Origin of the sequence: Bradyrhizobium sp. Ghvi, from assembly GCF_900115265.1 — a bacterium.
Taxonomy (GTDB): Bacteria; Pseudomonadota; Alphaproteobacteria; order Rhizobiales; family Xanthobacteraceae; genus Bradyrhizobium.
Genome location: NZ_FOVU01000005.1, coordinates 575,632 through 593,057 on the forward strand (window position 1 = coordinate 575,632; position 17,426 = coordinate 593,057).

Sequence of the window (17,426 nt, forward strand, 5' to 3'; positions counted from 1 at the left end):
CATATCATGAACAAATGAGCCAGCCGTTGGTTCTTCTTTTGAGGCCACGGCATCCATCTTTAGGGAGCGGCGAGCATGAGTGGCGCACGCATGAGCGCGCTTGCGACCTTGCGCAGCCAGATCGAACGGATCGAGACAGCGGAAGTCGTGCATCATCACGACCGGGTCGCGCTCGGCCATAACGAGGTCGACCACGTCTTGAAGGGCGGGCTCGCGCGCGCGGCAATCCACGAGGTGTTTTGCGAGGGGCGTCAGGGCGCCGCCGCCACCGGTTTCGTGATGGGGCTTGCGGGCCGCGTCACGACACAGCGGCCGCTGCTCTGGGTACGGCAGGATTTTTCGGAGCTTGAAGCGGGCGCGTTATCGATGAGCGGGCTTGCCGAACTCGGCCTCGATCCGCGCCGCGTGGTGATGGTGCGTGCGGCTGACGTGGAGAGCGCGCTGCGCACCTCGGCCGACGCGCTCGCCTGCGATGCGCTCGGTGCCGTCGTGCTCGAGCTCTGGGGCGAGACAAGACAGTTCGATCTCGTGGCGAGTCGCAAGCTGACGCTGGCTGCGCAATCGTCCGGAGTCACCGGCCTGTTGCTGCGGATGGCCGCGCAGCCGCTGCCCTCGACTGCCGAAACCCGATGGATGCTGCGCGCGGCGCATTCGCCGCCGGGACCTGCGTGGAGTGCCTGGGGTGCGCCGCGCTTCGATGCCGAGCTGTTGCGCAATCGTCATGGCCCCTGCGGCCGCTGGATCATGGAATGGAATTGTGATGAGTGCCAGTTCAGTGAACCGTCGACGTATTCTCAGCCTGTGGCTGCCGCGCCTGCCCATCGACCGGATCCAGCGGTTCTTCAACAGCGCCGGGCTGGGTAAGAATACCAATGAGCCGAGTATCGTTGTCATCAAGAACAACAATGCGCTGGTGATCCACGCGCTTGACGAGGCCGCCGAGCGGCTCGGCCTGCATATCGGGCAGCCGCTGGCCAATGCGCGGGCGATGTGCCCGGATCTGAAAGTATTCGACGCCGATGTCGTGGCCGATGCGAAGACGCTCAGCGACATCGCCGATTGGTGCGACCGCTTCACGCCGCTGGTGGCGCTCGATCCGCCGCATGGGTTGTTCCTCGATATTACCGGTTGCGCGCATCTGTTCGGTGGCGAGGCGGCGCTGCTAAAGACGCTGATTCATGCGCTGGCGCGCCAGGGCTTTGCCGTCAGTGCGGCCATCGCCGGCACCTCGGTCTGCGCGCGCACGCTGACGCGGCAAGCCACAACCAGCATCGTCGCCGACGGCGGAGAGGCGGCGGCGATCGATAGGTTTCCGGTGTCCGCGCTCGGTGCGGACGAGGCCATCACCACCGGCCTGCGCCGCGCCGGCCTGAAGACCATCGGCGATGTCGCCTCGCGCGCCCCGAGCGAAATCACGGCGCGGTTCGGTGCGCGGTTCTCGACGCTGCTTGCGCATGCGCTGGGACAGGGCGATGCGCCGATCAATCCGCGAAAGCCGCTGCCCGATTACATCGTGGAAAAACGTTTTGCCGAGCCGATCGCGACCGACACCATGATCGCGATGACGCTGTCGCGGCTGGCCGACACGTTGATCGCATCCATGGAGAAGCAGGGCAAGGGCGCGCGACGGCTGGAGGCGGCGTTCTTCCGCACCGACGGCGCGGTGCGGGCGATCATGGTCGAGACCGGACGCCCCGTGACGCGAAGCGCGGTCATCGACCGCCTGTTCCGCGAGCGGCTCGATGCGCTTGCCGATCCCCTCGATCCCGGCTTCGGCTTCGACATGGTGCGGCTGTCGGCGAGCCGCACCGAGATCGTGGTGCAGGAGCAGCGCGATCTCGATGCCCATGTCCATGACAATGACGAGCTCGCCGCATTGATCGACCGCATCGCCGCGCGCATCGGCGGCAAGCGCGTTGTCGTGCACCTGCCGCAAGACACGCACATCCCCGAGCAGGCGGTGCTGGCCGCGCCGGCCCAGCATCATCTCACTGCTGCCATGCAGGCCGAATGGCCGGCGCACGCCGAGAGCGAGCCGCCGCTGCGCCCCCTCAGGCTGTTCGGCCAGCCGGAGCCGGTCACAGTGCCGTTCGCGACGGTGCCTGACGGCCCGCCGCATCAATTCACCTGGCGACGAGCGAAACATGCGGTGGTGCGGGTGGAAGGACCCGAGCGCATCGCCATGGAATGGTGGCGGCAGGACGGCAAGCAGCTGACGCGGGATTATTTCCGCATCGAGGATGCCGAGGGGCTGCGCTTCTGGATTTTTCGCGACGGTCTTTACGAGGGAGAGGTGTTCGACGCCGACGGCAAGCCCGCGTCTCCCAACTGGTATGTGCATGGTCTCTTCGCATGAATACGCCTGCTTATGCCGAGATCGGCATCACCTCCAATTTCTCCTTCCTGCGTGGCGGCTCGGATCCGCGTGCTTATGTGCATCAGGCCAGCAGGCTCAACATCCCCGTGATCGGCATCGCCGATCACAACACGCTGGCCGGCGTGGTGCGGGCCTACAAGGAGCTCGACAATGACAAGGTATTGCATAAACCAAAATTGTTAATCGGTGCCCGCATCGTCTTCATCGACGGCACACCCGACATTTTCGTCTATCCGCGCGACCGTGCTGCCTATGGCCGGCTGTGCCAGCTTCTCACCCGGGGCAAGCGCGGCGACAACATCACACGGATCGAGAAGGGCGAATGCCATCTCAGCTTCGCGGATCTGCTCGAGTTCTCCGAGGGGCAACTTCTGATCCTGAAGCTGCCGCATCGGTTCGATCAGGCGCAAGCGCTGGACCTTCTCGCAAAGCTGAAAGGAAGCCGTGCCGAGGGCGTGTGGCTAGCGGCGAGCCTGATCTATCGCGGCGACGACCGCCGCCGCCTGGCGCGGCTCGACGATCTCGCCGCCAAGGCAAAGGTGCCGCTGCTCGCGACCAACGAGGTGCTCTACCACGATCCCGGCCGCCGTCCGCTTCAGGACGTGCTGACCTGCATCCGGGAAAAGACCACGATCGAGGCGGTCGGACGCAAGCTGGAAGCCAACGCCGAACGCTTTCTGAAGGCGCCCCGCGAGATGGCGCGACTGTTTCGCGATTTCCCCGATGCAATCGCGGAGACCATGCGCTTTTCCGATCGTATCGATTTCTCGCTCGACCAGCTCAAATACCAATACCCGGACGAGCCGGTGCCGCCGGGTAAGACTGCGCAGGGGCATCTGGAGGATCTGACCTGGGCGGGTGTCGATAAATATTTCGGCGGCAAGATCGACGACAAGCTGCGCGCGACGCTCAAGAAGGAGCTCGCGCTGATCGCTGAGCTGAAATACGCGCATTACTTCCTCACCGTGCACGACATTGTCCACTATGCGCGCAGCCAGAACATTTTGTGCCAGGGCCGCGGCTCGGCGGCGAACTCGGCCGTGTGCTACGTGCTCGGCATCACCTCGGTCGACCCGACCAAGGTCGATCTGTTGTTCGAGCGCTTCATCTCCAAGGAGCGGCTGGAGCCGCCTGACATCGACGTCGATTTCGAGCATTCGCGGCGCGAGGAGGTGATGCAATATGTCTATCGCCGCTACGGCCGCCACCGCGCCGCGATCATCGCCACTGTCATCCATTATCGTCCGCGCAGCGCCATCCGCGATGTCGGCAAGGCGCTGGGGCTGACCGAGGACGTCACCGCCGCGCTCGCCGACACCGTCTGGGGCAGCTGGGGCAAGGGCCTCAACGACATGCAGGTCCGGCAGGCCGGGCTCGACCCCGGAAATCCCATGATCAACCTCGCGGTCGAGCTTGCGACCGAGCTGATCGAATTCCCGCGCCATCTCTCCCAGCATGTCGGCGGCTATGTGCTGACGCAGGATCGGCTCGACACCTATGTTCCCATCGGCAATGCCGCGATGGACGACCGTACCTTCATCGAATGGGACAAGGACGACGTCGACGCGCTGAATATGATGAAGGTCGACGTGCTTGCGCTGGGCATGCTGACCTGCATCAGGAAGTGTTTTGATTTGATCGATCAGCATAAGGGCGAGCGGCTTGTCCTGGCGACCGTCCCGCAGGATGATGAAAAAGTTTACGACATGCTGTGTGCCGGCGAGTCACTCGGCGTCTTCCAGGTCGAGAGCCGCGCCCAGATGAACATGCTGCCGCGGCTGAAGCCGCGGACCTTCTACGATCTCGTCATCGAGGTCGCAATCGTACGCCCGGGGCCGATCCAGGGCGACATGGTGCATCCTTATCTGCGCAGGCGGAATGGTCTGGAGAAGGTGAGCTATCCGTCTCCGTCGCCGGATCACGGCGACAAGAATGAGCTTTACAATGTGCTGCACAAAACGCTGGGCGTGCCTCTGTTCCAGGAGCAGGCGATGCGCATCGCGATAGAGGCGGCGAAATTCACCCCCGAGGAAGCCAACGGCCTGCGCCGCTCGATGGCGACCTTTCGCAATGTCGGCACCATCGGCCAATACGAGGAGAAGCTGATCGGCAACATGGTCGCGCGCGGCTATGATGCAAACTTCGCCAGAAGCTGCTTTGACCAGATCAAGGGTTTTGGAAGCTACGGCTTCCCGGAGAGCCATGCCGCGAGCTTTGCCCAACTGGTCTACATCTCGTCATGGCTGAAATACCATCATCCCGACGCCTTCTGCTGCGGCCTGTTGAACTCGCAGCCGATGGGCTTTTACGCCCCTGCGCAGATCGTCGGCGATGCCCGCAAGAACGGCGTCGAGGTGCGCGAGATCGACGTGTCCTACAGCTGCGCGCAGAACACGCTGGAGAACACCGACGACAGATATTGTGCCGTGCGTCTCGGATTTCGTCAGATCGACGGCTTCCACTGGCTGGACGAGGATGAGGAGAGGCTGAAGCGCTCACAGTCGTCATTCCGGGGCGCGCGTAGCGCGAGCCCGGAATCCGTCGGGCCGCATACGCTCGGCGGAATGGATTCCGGGCTCGACGCTGACGCGTCGCCCCGGAACGACAAGAAAGAAGATTGGGCCGACCGCATCATTGCTTCGCGCAATCGCCGGCCCTTCACCTCGCTCGAGGACTTCGCCCGCGACACCGGCTTGCCCAAGCGCGCTCTGATCCTGCTGGCGGATGCCGATGCGTTCCGCTCGCTCGGGCTCGACCGCCGCGAGGCGCTGTGGCAGGTGCGGCGGCTGCCCGATGACGTCGCGCTGCCGCTGTTCGAAGCGGCCACCGCGCGCGAGCAGCCGGATGAGCATGCCAAGCCGTTGCCTGAGATGCCGCGCCCCGAGCAGGTTGTCGCCGATTACCAGACCATCCGGCTGTCACTCAAAGGCCATCCGATGGAATTCCTGCGCGAGATGTTTACGCGCGAGCGGATTGTCGCCTGCAAGGACATCAGCCATGACAACGAGCGGCGCCGCGTCCGCTGCGCCGGCGTGGTGCTGGTGCGGCAGCGACCGGGCAGCGCCAGTGGCGTCGTGTTCATGACGCTGGAGGACGAAACCGGCATCGCCAATGTCGTGGTGTGGCCAAAAATTATGGAGCAGTACCGCAAGGAGGTGATGGGCGCGCGCCTTATCGAGGTGCAGGGCTATATCCAGAGCAGCCCCGAGAAGGTGACGCATCTGATCGCCCAGCGCATGATCGACCGCTCACACGATCTGATCGGTCTCGCCAATGATGCCCTGAGCCGCAAGCACCCGGTGCCCGCAGGCGCCACGGTAGTCGAACCGCTCAACGAAGACCCTCGCGCCCTCGCGGACATGCCGGCGCAAAAAATCCGCCACCCCCGCAACGTCCGCATCCTGCCGCCGTCGCGGGATTTTCATTGAGGTTGGTTCTACGCACAAACCTCTCACCGTCACCCCCGCGCAACGGCGGAGCCGTTGTTGCTGGAGGTGCTCGCCTCTTCGGCGAGCCTCGAAGGGCGACGGCTCGGTTGCGTCCGGGCCGTTCATCCTTCGAGGCTCCCCGTGCGCCGCGTTGCGCCGCACCGCTCGCACCTCAGGATGACGGGGCGAGATGCGCCCGCGCGCCAACCCTCTAAAAATTCACCCGGTTCGAGATCGCGCCATCCACGACGAGATTGGATCCCGTGGTGAATGCCGACACCGGGCTCGCCAGAAACACCGCGGCACTTGCGATCTCCTGTGGCGTCGCCATGCGCCCCGTCGGATTGCGCTTCATCGCGTCGTTGTAACGCTCCGGCATGTTCTTCTCGATCATCTCCCAGACGCCGCCCTTGAAATAGACGGTGCCGGGCGAGACCACGTTGACGCGGATCTTCTTCTTTGCGTATTGCCGTGCCAGCCCCTTGGCCATGTGGATCAGCGCCGCCTTGATCGGGCCGTAGGAGCTGGCCGTGTCGGCCTGGGCCGCCGAGATCGAGGAGATGATGACGAAGGCGGCATCGCCGCTGCTCGCCCCCCTGGCTTCGAGGAACGGCCGCGCGGCGTCGAACGCATGCACGGCGCCGAGCACGTCGAGTCGGAAATTCTGCTCCCACGACGCGGGATCATGGCCTTGCGCCATGGCCCCGGCATTGGAAAACAGCATGTCGATGCCGCCGAGCTCTTTTGCAGTGTCTTCGACCCACGCTTTCAGCGCGGCGCCGTCGGTGACGTCGAGCGCGCCGCCGGTGGCCCGAATGCCGCTCGCTTTCAGTTCATTGACGGTCGCTGCGACCTGCTCCGCGTTGCGCGCACAGACCGCGACATTGGCGCCTTCACCAGCCAGCGTCGCCGCAATCGCCCGACCGATGCCGCGCGTGCCGCCGAGCACGACCGCGTTTTTGCCTTTGAGACCGAGATCCATTGTGGGGTTTTCCTTCTTGTTGATCGCAGGGAGCTTAATTGTTTAAGCCAAGATGTCGAATTCGTTCTCGGTGTCATACCCCCCCGCGAAAGCGGGGTATCCAGTACGCTGCGACGTCTCGATTCTATCACCAGCGTCTCTGGAATACTGGATCATCCGCCTTCGCGGATGATGACATCGCGCAAGATTGCTAAGAGTGCCCCCCTCACTCCGGCGCAGCCCCCACCGGCGGACCGCCGGGCGGGCGGTGCAGGAAGGTCAGCGACGCATAGGCGCCGATCCAGGAACCGGCCGCCGCGAAAGCGACATAGATGGCGTTCTCGGTGTAGCTGATCACGGCGTAGGAGGAGAGCAGATACCAGATCGCGCTCCAGCTCGCCGCCGGCACGCGCTTGCGCGCGACGACCGCTGAGGTGAACATCACATAGACTGCGTCGGTGGCCGCTGTCGCGACGAACACGGCGCCTGCGGTGAGGGGATCGATGGCGGCCATTGCAATCCTTTCCGTGCTAATGGGATCATGGCAAAGCTAAAGGGAGAGAAGAAGCCATGCAAAGCCCCGCCGACATTCTCAAGGGTATCTGGACCTCCGTCGGCGGTGACGCGGCCGCGCTTCATCGCGTGCGCCTGACCGGCGAGGAGCCACAAATTCCATCCTCCTTCCGCGTTGCCGTCGCGGGGCAGGCAACGATCGCCGCCGCCGGTCTTGCAGCTGCCGAAATCTGGAGATTGCGCAGTGGCGAGGCGCAAGATGTCACCGTCGATATGCGTCACGCCGTCGTCGAATGCCGTTCCGAGCGTTACCTGCGCCTCGATGACAAGCCGCCTCCACCGGCCTGGGACGCCATTGCCGGCGTCTACAAGACCGGCGACGACCGTTTCGTCCGCTGCCACACCAATTTCCCGCACCATCGCGATGCCGTCTGCAAGGTGCTTGGCTGCGCGCCGGAGCGCGACAAGGTGCAGGCCGCCTTGAAGCAATGGAAAGGCGAAGATTTTGAAACGGCGGTCTATGCCGCCGGCGGAGTCGTTGCGCTGATGCGCTCCTACGACGAATGGTCCGCGCTGCCGCAAGCGCGCGCGCTCGCCCAGCTGCCGCTGATCTCGATCGAGAAGATCGGTGACGCCCCGCCAAAGCCTTGGTCTAAAAAGCCGTGGTCTGAAGGCGATCGGCCGCTCGCAGGCCTCCGCGTGCTCGATCTCTCCCGCGTCATCGCAGGGCCGGTCGCCGGGCGCACGCTCGCGGCGCACGGGGCGGATGTGCTGCTCGTTTCGGGGCCCGATCTGCCGGCCATTCCCTGGCTCACCATCGACACCGGCCGCGGCAAGCTCACCACCTTTGTCGAATTGAAGAGCGAAACAGGTCGGGCGCAAATGCGCGAACTGCTGAAAGACGCTGACGTCTTTTCGCAGGGCTATCGCCCGCGCGCACTCGCAGCTGTTGGCTTCTCGCCGGAGCACGCCGCGGAGATCAATCCCGGCATCGTCTACGTCACGTTGTCGGCCTATGGCCATGTCGGCCCTTGGGCCGAGCGGCGCGGATTCGATTCGCTGGTGCAGACCGCGACCGGCTTCAACGATGCGGAAGGGAAGGCCGCCGGCATCGATAGCCCGAAGGAATTGCCGGCACAGATGCTCGACCACGCCACCGGCTATCTGATGGCGTTTGGCGCGATGATGGCGAAGGCGCGCCAGGCGAGCGAAGGCGGCAGCTGGCACGTGCGCGTGTCGCTGGCGCAGACCGGACGCTGGCTGTGGAATCTCGGCCGGCTCGACGGCGGCCTCAACACCCCGGATATCAGGGGCGAGGCCGTACATGCTGCGTTCATGGAAACGGTGTCATCTGGCTTCGGCACGTTGAAGGCGGTGCGCCATTCGGCCGTGTTGTCGAGGACGCCCGCGCACTGGAGCCGTCCAGCGATGCCGCTTGGCAGCCATCTGCCGCAATGGCCGCGCTGAAGCTGACGTGAAGCTGACGGTGTCGCAAAATTTTAACGCAAACCGAAAGACGAGCTGCGTTTTTTAGGTTGTCTGAAATCTCAATTCGGCACTATTAGCGCGACCGATGAGGCAGTCGTCTGCCGAGATCGTCGCAGACATGTCCGGGCCCCATGGTAGCTGAAAATACCAAACGATTGCAGGTGCTTACAAAGCGACGGGTGATCACATCCGTAGTTTTACTGGCGCTTGCCGGGGCGGGTGTCTACGGCTTGATGTTTGCAGGCGCAGCCAAGGAGAAGAAGCACTCCGAAGTCTCCAGCCAGTCGCGCAAGAACGCTCAGAATTTCACGCCGACCCCGTCAGAATGGGCGACGCTGACGATCGAACCGGTCAATGCCAAGACCTTCCGCGCCGAGTACGTCACCGAAGGTAAGGTCGCGGTCGATGAGGACCGCTCGACGCCGGTGTTCTCGCCCTATGCGGGCCGGGTAACCAAGCTGCTCGCCAAGCCGGGCGAGAGCGTGACCCAAGGTCAACCGCTGTTCACAATCGAGGCCGCCGACACCGTGCAGGCCCAGAACGATTTCATCGCGGCGATGACATCGCAGAACAAGGCAAGGTCGGCGCTCGAGCTTGCCGACATCCAGTACAAGCGCGCCAAGGATCTGTACGAGGGCCGCGCCATTCCGCTCAAGGACTATCAGCAGGCGGAAGCGACCCAGGTCCAGGCGCAGAACGACATGCGTTCCGCGGTGACGGCGCTGGAGGCTGCAAACAACAAGCTGCGCATCCTCGGTTTCACCGACGAGACGATCAAGGCGTTCCAGAGCAAGAGCACCATTAATCCGGAGATCACGATCTATGCGCCGATCTCGGGCACGGTCGTGCAGCGCAAGATCGGTCCCGGACAATATGTTAGCGCCGGCGCCAGCGATCCGGTCTTCGTAATCGGCGATCTCTCCACGGTCTGGCTCACCGCCTTCGTGCGCGAGAGCGACGCCGCACAGGTCAGCGTCGGGCAGGACATCTCCGTGAACGTGATGGCGCTGCCGGGCCGTCCGCTGACCGCCAAGATCAATTACGTCGCCGCAGCGATCGATCCCAGCACCCGCCGCCTGCTTGTCCGTGCCACCATCGACAACAAGAACGGCGCGCTCAAGCCGGAAATGTTCGCCAACGTCACGATCTATTCGGCCGGTGACCGCGCGGCGCCTGCGGTGCCGAAACAGTCGCTGATCTACGAAGGCAACCAGGTCAGGGTCTGGGTTGCGCATGAGGACAAGTCGGTCGAGCTCCGCCAGATCAAGATCGGCCTGATCAACGGTAACCTCGTCGAGGTGACCAACAACCTGAAGCCCGGCGAACAGATCGTCGTCAAGGGCAGTCTGTTCATCGACCGCGCGGCGTCCGGTAGCTGATCGACGAGCCCCGAGAAACTGCGAAAAACCTGAATGGACCGTCTCGTCGCCCTTGCCGTCAACCGGCGCTTCCTGATGGTCGGCATGTTCGTCGCCGTGTTCATCGGCGGCCTGATCGCGTTCAACCAGCTCAACATCGAGGCCTATCCCGATCCGACCCCGCCGATGGTCGACATCGTGACGCAGAGCCCGGGCCTGTCGGCGGAAGAGATCGAGCGCTACATCACGATCCCGATCGAGACCCAGGTCGCGGGGCTGAAGAATCTCACGACCATCCGCACCATCTCGCTCTACGGTCTCTCCGACGTCAAACTCCAGTTCTCGTTCGCCTACACCTATGACGAGGCGTTGCAGCAGGTCCTGAACCGGCTGGCGCAGCTTGCGCCGCTGCCGGGCAATGTGCAGCCGCAGATCTCGCCTTTGAGTCCGATCGGCGAAATCTTCCGCTATCGCCTGGTCGGCCCGCCAAACTACAGTGTGCTGGACCTCAAGACCGTCCAGGACTGGATCCTCCAGCGCCGCTTCCGCGCCGTGCCCGGCGTGATCGACGTCACCGGCTGGGGCGGCAAGAGCAAGACCTATGAGCTCCAGGTCGACAACAACAAGCTGGTCGCCAACGGCCTGACGCTGCCGCAGCTGCTCCAGGCGGTCAGCAATTCCAACGTCAATGTCGGCGGCAACACCGTCAATATCGGCCAGCAATCCGCCGTGGTCCGCGGCGTCGGCCTGATCCGCTCGATCGACGACCTCGCCAACACCATGGTGGCGCAGACCAACGGCAATCCGGTGCTGGTGAAGGACGTCGCCACCGTTACCGTCGGCCAGAAACCGCGTCTCGGTATCGCCGGTCTCGACGATGCCGACGACATCGTGCAGGGCATCGTGCTGATGCGTCGCGGCGAGCAGAGCACGCCGACCATCAATCGCGTCGAGCAACTCGTCGCCCAGATCAACAATTCCACCATTCTGCCGCCGGGCGTGCACATCGAGCGCATCTACGATCGCAAGGACCTGATCGACCTCACCACCCACACCGTGCTGCACAACATGGTGGTCGGTATCCTCTTGATCGTGTTGTTGCAGTGGATCTTCCTCGGCGATCTCAGAAGCGCGCTGATCGTCGGCGCCACCATTCCGTTCGCGCTGTTCTTCGCCGTGATCATCCTGGTGCTGCGCGGCGAATCGGCCAATTTGCTGTCGGTCGGCGCCATCGATTTCGGGCTGATCGTCGATGCCACCGTCATCATGGTGGAGGCGATCTTCCGCCGCCTGACGCAGACGACGCCGACGACGGAGTCCGAGCATATGTCGCCCGAGACGCTGTTCGGCATGAAGAGCCACGCCATCCTCAGCGCCGCGGCCGACGTGTCGCGTTCGATCTTCTTTGCCGCCGCCATCATTATCGCAGCCTTCCTGCCGCTGTTCACGCTGTCGGGCGTCGAGGGCAACATCTTCGGGCCGATGGCGCGCACCTATGCCTATGCGCTCGCCGGCGGCCTGCTGGCGACCTTCACCGTCACGCCCGCGCTGTCCGCGATCATCCTGCCCGCGCATGTCGAGGAGACCGAGACCCGGGTGATGCAGGTTCTGCACCGGCTCTACATGCCGGTGCTGAATTGGGCCGTCGCCAACCGCACCATCGTGCTCGGCGGCGCAGCCGGCCTCGTGGTGATGACGATCGTGTTCGGCCGGCTGCTCGGCCTCGAATTCCTGCCCAAGCTTGAAGAGGGCAACCTCTGGATCCGCGCCACGCTGCCGCCGACCATCTCGCTCCAGGAGGGCAACTCCTACGTCAACGAGATGCGCAAGCTGATCCGTGCGCGGCCCGAGGTCGAGGCCGTGGTGTCGCAGCACGGCCGTCCTGATGACGGCACCGACGCCGCCGGCTTCTTCAATGCCGAGTTCTTCGCGCCGCTGAAGCCCGCAAGCGAGTGGCCGGGCACGCATGACAAGGAAGTTCTGACGGCAGAGCTGCTCAAGCAGCTCGACGACCGCTTCCCCGGTGTCGAGTTCAACTTCTCGCAATATCTGCAGGACAACGTTTCCGAAGCCGTCTCCGGCGTGAAGGGCGAGAACTCGATCAAGCTGTTCGGCAGCGACCTGCAGGCGCTGACCGACACCGCCAACAAGATCAAACAGGTGTTGTCGACGGTGCAGGGCGTCACCGATCTCGCGGTCTTCACCTCGCTCGGGCAGCCGACCGTGCAGATCGATATCGATCGCGCCAAGGCCGCGCGCTACGGGCTCGCGCCCGGCGATATCAACGCCACCATCAAGGTGGCGATCGGCGGCGACACGGCGGGCGATCTCTACGAGCCCGGATCCGACCGCCACTTCCCGATCATCGTTCGCCTTGCGCCGGAATATCGCCGCAGCGCCGAGGCGATCCAGAACATCCGGATCGGCGCGCCGGGGCCGAACGGCTCGATCACCCAGATTCCCTTAAGCGAAGTCGCCACCATCAGCCTCGTCTCCGGCGCCGCCTATATCTATCGCGAGCAGCAGGAACGCTATCTGCCGATCAAGTTCTCGGTGCGTGAGCGCGACCTCGGCAGCGCCATCCGCGAAGCGCAACAGAAGATCGCCGACCAGGTGCAACTGCCGCCCGGCTCGCACATGGAATGGGTCGGCGAGTTCGGCAACCTCCAGGATGCGATCCGACGCCTGTCGATCGTGGTGCCGATCTCGCTGGCACTCATCGGCATCCTGCTCTGGTTCAATTTCGGCTCGATGACCGACACGCTGCTCGCCATGAGCGTGATCCCGATGGCGATCTTCGGCGGCGTGCTTGGCCTCTTGATCTCCGGCACCGCCTTCAGCGTCTCCGCGGCGATCGGCTTCATCGCGCTGTTCGGCATCGCCGTGATGGACGGCATCATCATCCTCTCGCAGTTCAACCAGCTGATCGAAGAGGGCATGGACCGCATGAGCGCAGTGATCCGTACCGGCGAGTTGCAGCTTCGGCCCGTGCTGATGACCTGCGTGGTCGCAGGCGTCGGCCTGCTGCCGGCCGCGTTGTCGGAAGGCATCGGCTCGCAGGTGCAGAAGCCGCTCGCGGTCGTTGTCGTCACGGGCATGATGCTGGCGCCGGTCGTCATCCTCGTCACCTTGCCAGTGCTGATCTCCTTCTTCTCGCGCCGCGCGCGCTGACAGCCGCCGCGACTCAGAAGCCGTACAGTCGCGCAGGATTATCGACCAGGATCTTCTTGCGCACTTCGGCATCCGGCGCCCACGCCGGAAGCTGGTTGAGCAGACGGCCGTCGTCGATCTGATAGAGCGGCGCGATGTCGGTGGCTTTCCGCCCCTCGACGTGACTCGAATCCGGATGCGGCCAGTCGGTGCCCCAGACGATGCGGTCGGCGTTCGCAGCGATGAGCGCGCGGGCATAGGGCACCATGTCCTGATAATCGGGCGCGAGCTTCGAGGAGCGGTAGGCACCGGAGATCTTCACATAGGCCTTGCCGGATTTGACGAGCGCAACGAGGTCAGCAAAGCCGGGCTGCTCCAGTCCGAGCGAGGCGTCGAGACCGCCGAAATGGTCGAACACGGCGGGGACCGGTGAAGCCAGCACGAGATCCCTGATGGCGGAGATCATCGGCAGCGTGGTGTAGAGCTGTACGTGCCAGCCGCGTGCCTTCATGCGTTCGGCCGCGGCCGTGAAGCGGGCGCGACCGACATTGGGATCGCTGATGCCGCCGGTCGCGAGATTGATGCGGATCCCGCGAAAACCCTCCTGCTGCATCGTGTCGAGCTGGGCTTCCGTCGTCTTGTCGTCGATCACGGCGACGCCGCGCGCGTTCGCTCCGCGCGCCTTCATGCCGAACAAGGTCGAGGAATTGTCGGTGCCGTAGACGCTCGGGGTGACGATTACGACGCGCTCGATATGTAGTGCCTTGTGCAGGGCGGCCATCTCTTCCGGCGAGGCCGGTTCGGGCGTGTAGACCCGGCCCGGGAAGAAAGGAAATCTTTCGACATCGCCGTGGATGTGGGTGTGGCAGTCGCAGGCATGCGGCGGGACGTCAAAATTGACCGGCGTTCCGGGTTGCGACGCACGGGCGTGGACTCTGGTGGTCATGGCTACTCCGCCGGCGAGAGAGGCAAGCAGGACACTGCGTCGATTGAGCATGGCTTCTCTCCCTGCTTCGTTGCCTCATGTCTTGTTGTGAAGAACAGTATCACATCATCCGAGCAGTCGCTGTGCTTCGCTGCATAGCAGATCGACCAGCTCGGCAACGGGGCGTGAGCCGTCAACGCGGACCACCGGGCAGGGTAGGGGAGCGAGCCATGCCTCATCTCTTATCAGACTGCGTCCGTCGCGATCACCGGCTTCGTAGTGCGAGGCCCATTCTACGAACGCCTCCATCTCCTGGCCGCGCCAGCCCCCGGGCGCGACAGCGTCGGCACCGAAGTGCGTAGCTTCGCGGGCGCGCAGACGCTGCATGCGAAGCTCGCGCGGCGTGGCCACGAAGACGACAACATCGAAGAACTGGACGAGCTCGTCGCCCCAGCCGGTGACGGTGCCGCTGAGCACCCAATCGAGACGCGGCAGAAACATCTCACGCATCAGGCGCAACCGGTCGGCGGCAGGGCGGGTCGTCTGACAAGGCGGCGCAGTCGGCAGCCAGAAATAATCGTCGGTATCGTGATGCGGCAGGGCCAACCGGTTCGCAAGCGCGCGACCCAGCGTCGTCACGCCGGAACCCGAAGCTCCCATCAGATGAATGCGGCGGCTCTTCATCGATGCCGACCGAAAAATTACTGCCCCGACGGCGTACGCAGGCCGTGCCAGGCGTCGCGGACCTGATGGTAGTGCACTTCGGGCAGATAGTCCGGGGTGTTCAGGCTCAGCGTCTTGACGTCGAGATGGCCGACCGCGCTGAGCAGCGTGTAAGAGGCGATGACGCGATCGCGCAGGGCGCCGATCAGGCGGGCCCTGGCCTGGATCAGATCGGCTTGCGAGTTCAGCACGTCGACCGTGGTGCGCTGTCCTCCGGCGGCCTCGCGCTGTACGCCCTGGAGCGCGACGGTCGCCGCCTTCACCTCGGACTCCGAGGCCGAGACTGCGATCTTGGCGCCTTCATTGGCAACCCAGGCGCTGACCGCGGCGGTGCGCGCCTGGTTGCGCACCTGGTCGAGCACGAGCCGGCTCTGCGCCGTGACTTCCTTGGCCTGCCGGGTCTGCGAGGCGGCCTGGCCGCCGTCATAGATCGGCGCGGTGACGTTGGCGACGATCGAGGCCTGGTCGGTGGCGCGGGTGCCGAGTGTCTGGTCGCTGTCGCGGCTGCGGCTGACGCTGCCCTGGAGGGTGGCGCTCGGCAGCAGCGCGCCTTCGGCGACGCGGATGTTGGTCGAGGCGACGTCCACGTCGAAGCTCGCAGCCATGACCGCCGGATGCTCGCGGATCGCCATCGCGATCGAATCCTCACGGCTCTTCGGCAGATAGCGATCGACCACTTCGGCGGGGCGAAGCGCGGCGGGCGCATTGCCGATCACCTGGGCATAAGTCGCCTGGCTCACAGCGAGAGCGACCTCGGCGGCGTTGAGGTCGGCAAGGCCGCGATTGAGCCGCGCCTCGGCCTGGGCGGTATCGGTTGGGGTGACGTCGCCGGCGTTGAGACGACGCTGGGTGATGGAAAGCGTCTCGCGCAGGAAGGCGACGTTGGAGCGCTGGGCTTCGACCAGCGACTGGTTCGCCAGCACATTAGTGTAGGCTGTGACCGCGTCGAGCAGCACGCCCTGACCGACATTGCGCAATGCCTCGCGGCCGGACTGCACCTGGAGTTCGGCGACCCGCACGCTGTTGGCGGTGCGGAAACCGTTGAACAGGGTCTGCGACACCGTGACCCCGATGGTCCAGGGCTTCAGCGTCGCGGTCTGGATGGTGTTGTCAGGAAGCAGGTTGCGCACCGCCTGCAAGCCGGCGCTGAGGCTCGCCACGATCTGTGGCCGATAGCCGGCGAGCGCCTGCGGCACGTTCTCGTCAGTGGAGCGTTGTCTTGCGCGCTCGGCATTGAGTTGCGGATTGGTCTGGTAGGCTTTGACCAGCGCCTCGGGCAGAGCCTCGGCGTAGGCTGCAGCGGGCAGGGTGCAACAGAGCGCCAGTGTGGTCCATGTCGCCAGGACAGGACCCACGCCCGATCGACGCCGCGTCCTCACGCGACCAATTCTGGCGCCACCCCCAATCATGTAATCCCGCAAACCCCGGCTGTCCGCCCCCGCCGACGGCGGCTCTCTTAACTGTTTACCCAGCGCTGGTCGCGCAGGCAAACTGCCGCGGAGGAAACCCCCATGAAATCCGTGCTTGTTGCAGGCGCGTCACAGGGGTTCTGCGGGAAAGGGACGCAGCCTTACACCAGCCTGACCATTCGTCGGCTTTACCGGTTCTTGTTCACCGGCTTACGCTTCTCGATGAACGCGGCCATGCCCTCGGAGCGGTCTTCGAGCGCGAAGGTCGCGTGAAACAGGTTGCGCTCGACGCTCATGCCTTCATTGAGCGTGGTCTCGAAGGCGCGGTTGACCGCCTCCTTGGCCATGGCGATCGCGGGCCGCGACATCGCGGCGATCTTCTCCGCGGCCGACATGGTCTCCTCCATCAGCCTATCGGCCGGTACGATGCGGCTGACGAGGCCACTGCGCTCCGCTTCCGCCGCATCCATCATACGGCCCGTGAGACAGAGATCCATGGCCTTGGACTTGCCGATCGCGCGCGTCAGGCGCTGGGTGCCGCCGATTCCGGGGATGGTGCCGAGCGTGATCTCGGGCTGGCCGAATTTGGCGGTGTCGGCGGCGATGATGAAATCGCACATCATGGCGAGCTCGCAGCCGCCACCGAGCGCGTAGCCGGCGACCGCCGCAATGGTCGGTTTGCGACAGCGTGCGATACGGTCGCCGCCGATCGCGGCAAAGTCCTCGGAGAACATGTCGATGAAGCTCTTCGGCTGCATCTCCTTGATGTCGGCGCCGGCGGCAAAGGCTTTTTCGCTGCCGGTCACGACGATACAGCCGATGGCGTCGTCGGCCTCGAGGTCGTCGACGGCCGCGGCAATCTCGCGGAAAACGCCGAAGGAGAGCGCGTTGAGCATCTTCGGCCGGTTCAGCTTGATGATGCCGACCGCCTTGATGCTTTCGACGATGATGTGTTCGAACGTGCTCATGTTCCACCCACGCTTCTGATTGAGTGGGCAATGTGCCCGCTGGCGGGGTGGGCTTCAAGGGGTCAGAAGCCGCTGGAACGCGCGCAAGACGCGCGCTCCAGAAAAGGGGCTCAGGCCAAAAATCGG

12 protein-coding genes are annotated in these 17,426 nt (G+C 64.4%); 6 read left to right on the plus strand and 6 right to left on the minus strand.

Annotated features, from left to right (window positions below; all coding sequences use genetic code 11):
* Positions 1-75: 75 nt before the first annotated feature.
* From BM374_RS21910 to BM374_RS21920, 3 genes are read left to right on the plus strand one after another with little or no spacing between them, the layout of a single operon-like run.
* On the plus strand, positions 76-864 hold the full coding sequence (locus tag BM374_RS21910) for an ImuA family protein (protein ID WP_092296314.1): 789 nt from the start codon (positions 76-78) through the stop codon (positions 862-864).
* Positions 761-2,356 carry a Y-family DNA polymerase gene (locus BM374_RS21915; protein ID WP_177248451.1) on the plus strand — a complete coding sequence of 532 codons (1,596 nt, stop codon included), beginning with the start codon at positions 761-763 and terminating at the stop codon, positions 2,354-2,356. Before BM374_RS21910 ends, BM374_RS21915 begins: the two co-directional genes overlap by 104 nt.
* The gene (locus BM374_RS21920) at positions 2,353-5,805 is read left to right on the plus strand and encodes an error-prone DNA polymerase (protein ID WP_092296317.1); all 3,453 of its coding nucleotides are present in this window, start codon (positions 2,353-2,355) and stop codon (positions 5,803-5,805) included. The genes BM374_RS21915 and BM374_RS21920 overlap by 4 nt, the downstream gene beginning before the upstream one ends.
* Before the next feature lie 211 nt (positions 5,806-6,016).
* On the opposite strand, the gene BM374_RS21925 is transcribed toward BM374_RS21920, so the two are convergent.
* Both BM374_RS21925 and BM374_RS21930 read right to left on the minus strand, forming a co-directional pair.
* Positions 6,017-6,787, minus strand: coding sequence for an SDR family NAD(P)-dependent oxidoreductase (locus BM374_RS21925; protein WP_092296320.1), 771 nt, complete (start codon positions 6,785-6,787; stop codon positions 6,017-6,019).
* Positions 6,788-6,992: 205 nt separating this feature from the next.
* Positions 6,993-7,280, minus strand: coding sequence for a hypothetical protein (locus tag BM374_RS21930; protein WP_092296323.1), 288 nt, complete (start codon positions 7,278-7,280; stop codon positions 6,993-6,995).
* Between the two features lie 56 nt (positions 7,281-7,336).
* Between BM374_RS21930 and BM374_RS21935 the strand changes: the two genes are divergently transcribed.
* The 3 genes from BM374_RS21935 (at position 7,337) to BM374_RS21945 (ending at position 13,296) form a co-directional block, all read left to right on the plus strand.
* The gene (locus BM374_RS21935; protein ID WP_092296326.1) at positions 7,337-8,746 is read left to right on the plus strand and encodes a CoA transferase; all 1,410 of its coding nucleotides are present in this window, start codon (positions 7,337-7,339) and stop codon (positions 8,744-8,746) included.
* A gap of 152 nt (positions 8,747-8,898) precedes the next feature.
* Positions 8,899-10,146 (plus strand): efflux RND transporter periplasmic adaptor subunit, encoded by a 1,248-nt coding sequence (locus BM374_RS21940; RefSeq protein WP_092296329.1) that lies wholly within the window; start codon positions 8,899-8,901, stop codon positions 10,144-10,146.
* Between the two features lie 33 nt (positions 10,147-10,179).
* A complete protein-coding gene (locus tag BM374_RS21945; protein ID WP_092296332.1) occupies positions 10,180-13,296 on the plus strand; it encodes an efflux RND transporter permease subunit in 3,117 nt (1,038 codons plus the stop codon).
* A gap of 13 nt (positions 13,297-13,309) precedes the next feature.
* On the opposite strand, the gene BM374_RS21950 is transcribed toward BM374_RS21945, so the two are convergent.
* From BM374_RS21950 to BM374_RS21965, 4 genes are all read right to left on the minus strand, one after another.
* Positions 13,310-14,272, minus strand: a complete 963-nt coding sequence (locus tag BM374_RS21950) for an amidohydrolase family protein (protein WP_092296335.1) — start codon at positions 14,270-14,272, stop codon at positions 13,310-13,312.
* Between the two features lie 54 nt (positions 14,273-14,326).
* Positions 14,327-14,884 (minus strand): P-loop NTPase family protein, encoded by a 558-nt coding sequence (locus tag BM374_RS21955; protein WP_092296338.1) that lies wholly within the window; start codon positions 14,882-14,884, stop codon positions 14,327-14,329.
* Positions 14,885-14,901: 17 nt separating this feature from the next.
* Positions 14,902-16,332, minus strand: a complete 1,431-nt coding sequence (locus tag BM374_RS21960; protein WP_092296342.1) for a TolC family outer membrane protein — start codon at positions 16,330-16,332, stop codon at positions 14,902-14,904.
* 188 nt (positions 16,333-16,520) lie between these two features.
* A complete protein-coding gene (locus BM374_RS21965) occupies positions 16,521-17,300 on the minus strand; it encodes an enoyl-CoA hydratase (protein ID WP_092296345.1) in 780 nt (259 codons plus the stop codon).
* Between the last annotated feature and the right edge of the window lie 126 nt (positions 17,301-17,426).

What these genes read in the sequence shown, in the direction of transcription:
- BM374_RS21925 (WP_092296320.1), bottom strand. Translation starts at nt 6,787, where the DNA reads ATGGATCTCGGTCTCAAAGGCAAAAACGCGGTCGTGCTCGGCGGCACG.
- BM374_RS21945 (WP_092296332.1), top strand. Translation starts at nt 10,180, where the DNA reads ATGGACCGTCTCGTCGCCCTTGCCGTCAACCGGCGCTTCCTGATGGTC.
- BM374_RS21930 (WP_092296323.1), bottom strand. Translation starts at nt 7,280, where the DNA reads ATGGCCGCCATCGATCCCCTCACCGCAGGCGCCGTGTTCGTCGCGACA.
- BM374_RS21915 (WP_177248451.1), top strand. Translation starts at nt 761, where the DNA reads ATGAGTGCCAGTTCAGTGAACCGTCGACGTATTCTCAGCCTGTGGCTG.
- BM374_RS21940 (WP_092296329.1), top strand. Translation starts at nt 8,899, where the DNA reads ATGGTAGCTGAAAATACCAAACGATTGCAGGTGCTTACAAAGCGACGG.
- BM374_RS21920 (WP_092296317.1), top strand. Translation starts at nt 2,353, where the DNA reads ATGAATACGCCTGCTTATGCCGAGATCGGCATCACCTCCAATTTCTCC.
- BM374_RS21955 (WP_092296338.1), bottom strand. Translation starts at nt 14,884, where the DNA reads ATGAAGAGCCGCCGCATTCATCTGATGGGAGCTTCGGGTTCCGGCGTG.
- BM374_RS21935 (WP_092296326.1), top strand. Translation starts at nt 7,337, where the DNA reads ATGCAAAGCCCCGCCGACATTCTCAAGGGTATCTGGACCTCCGTCGGC.
- BM374_RS21965 (WP_092296345.1), bottom strand. Translation starts at nt 17,300, where the DNA reads ATGAGCACGTTCGAACACATCATCGTCGAAAGCATCAAGGCGGTCGGC.
- BM374_RS21950 (WP_092296335.1), bottom strand. Translation starts at nt 14,272, where the DNA reads ATGCTCAATCGACGCAGTGTCCTGCTTGCCTCTCTCGCCGGCGGAGTA.
- BM374_RS21960 (WP_092296342.1), bottom strand. Translation starts at nt 16,332, where the DNA reads ATGATTGGGGGTGGCGCCAGAATTGGTCGCGTGAGGACGCGGCGTCGA.
- BM374_RS21910 (WP_092296314.1), top strand. Translation starts at nt 76, where the DNA reads ATGAGTGGCGCACGCATGAGCGCGCTTGCGACCTTGCGCAGCCAGATC.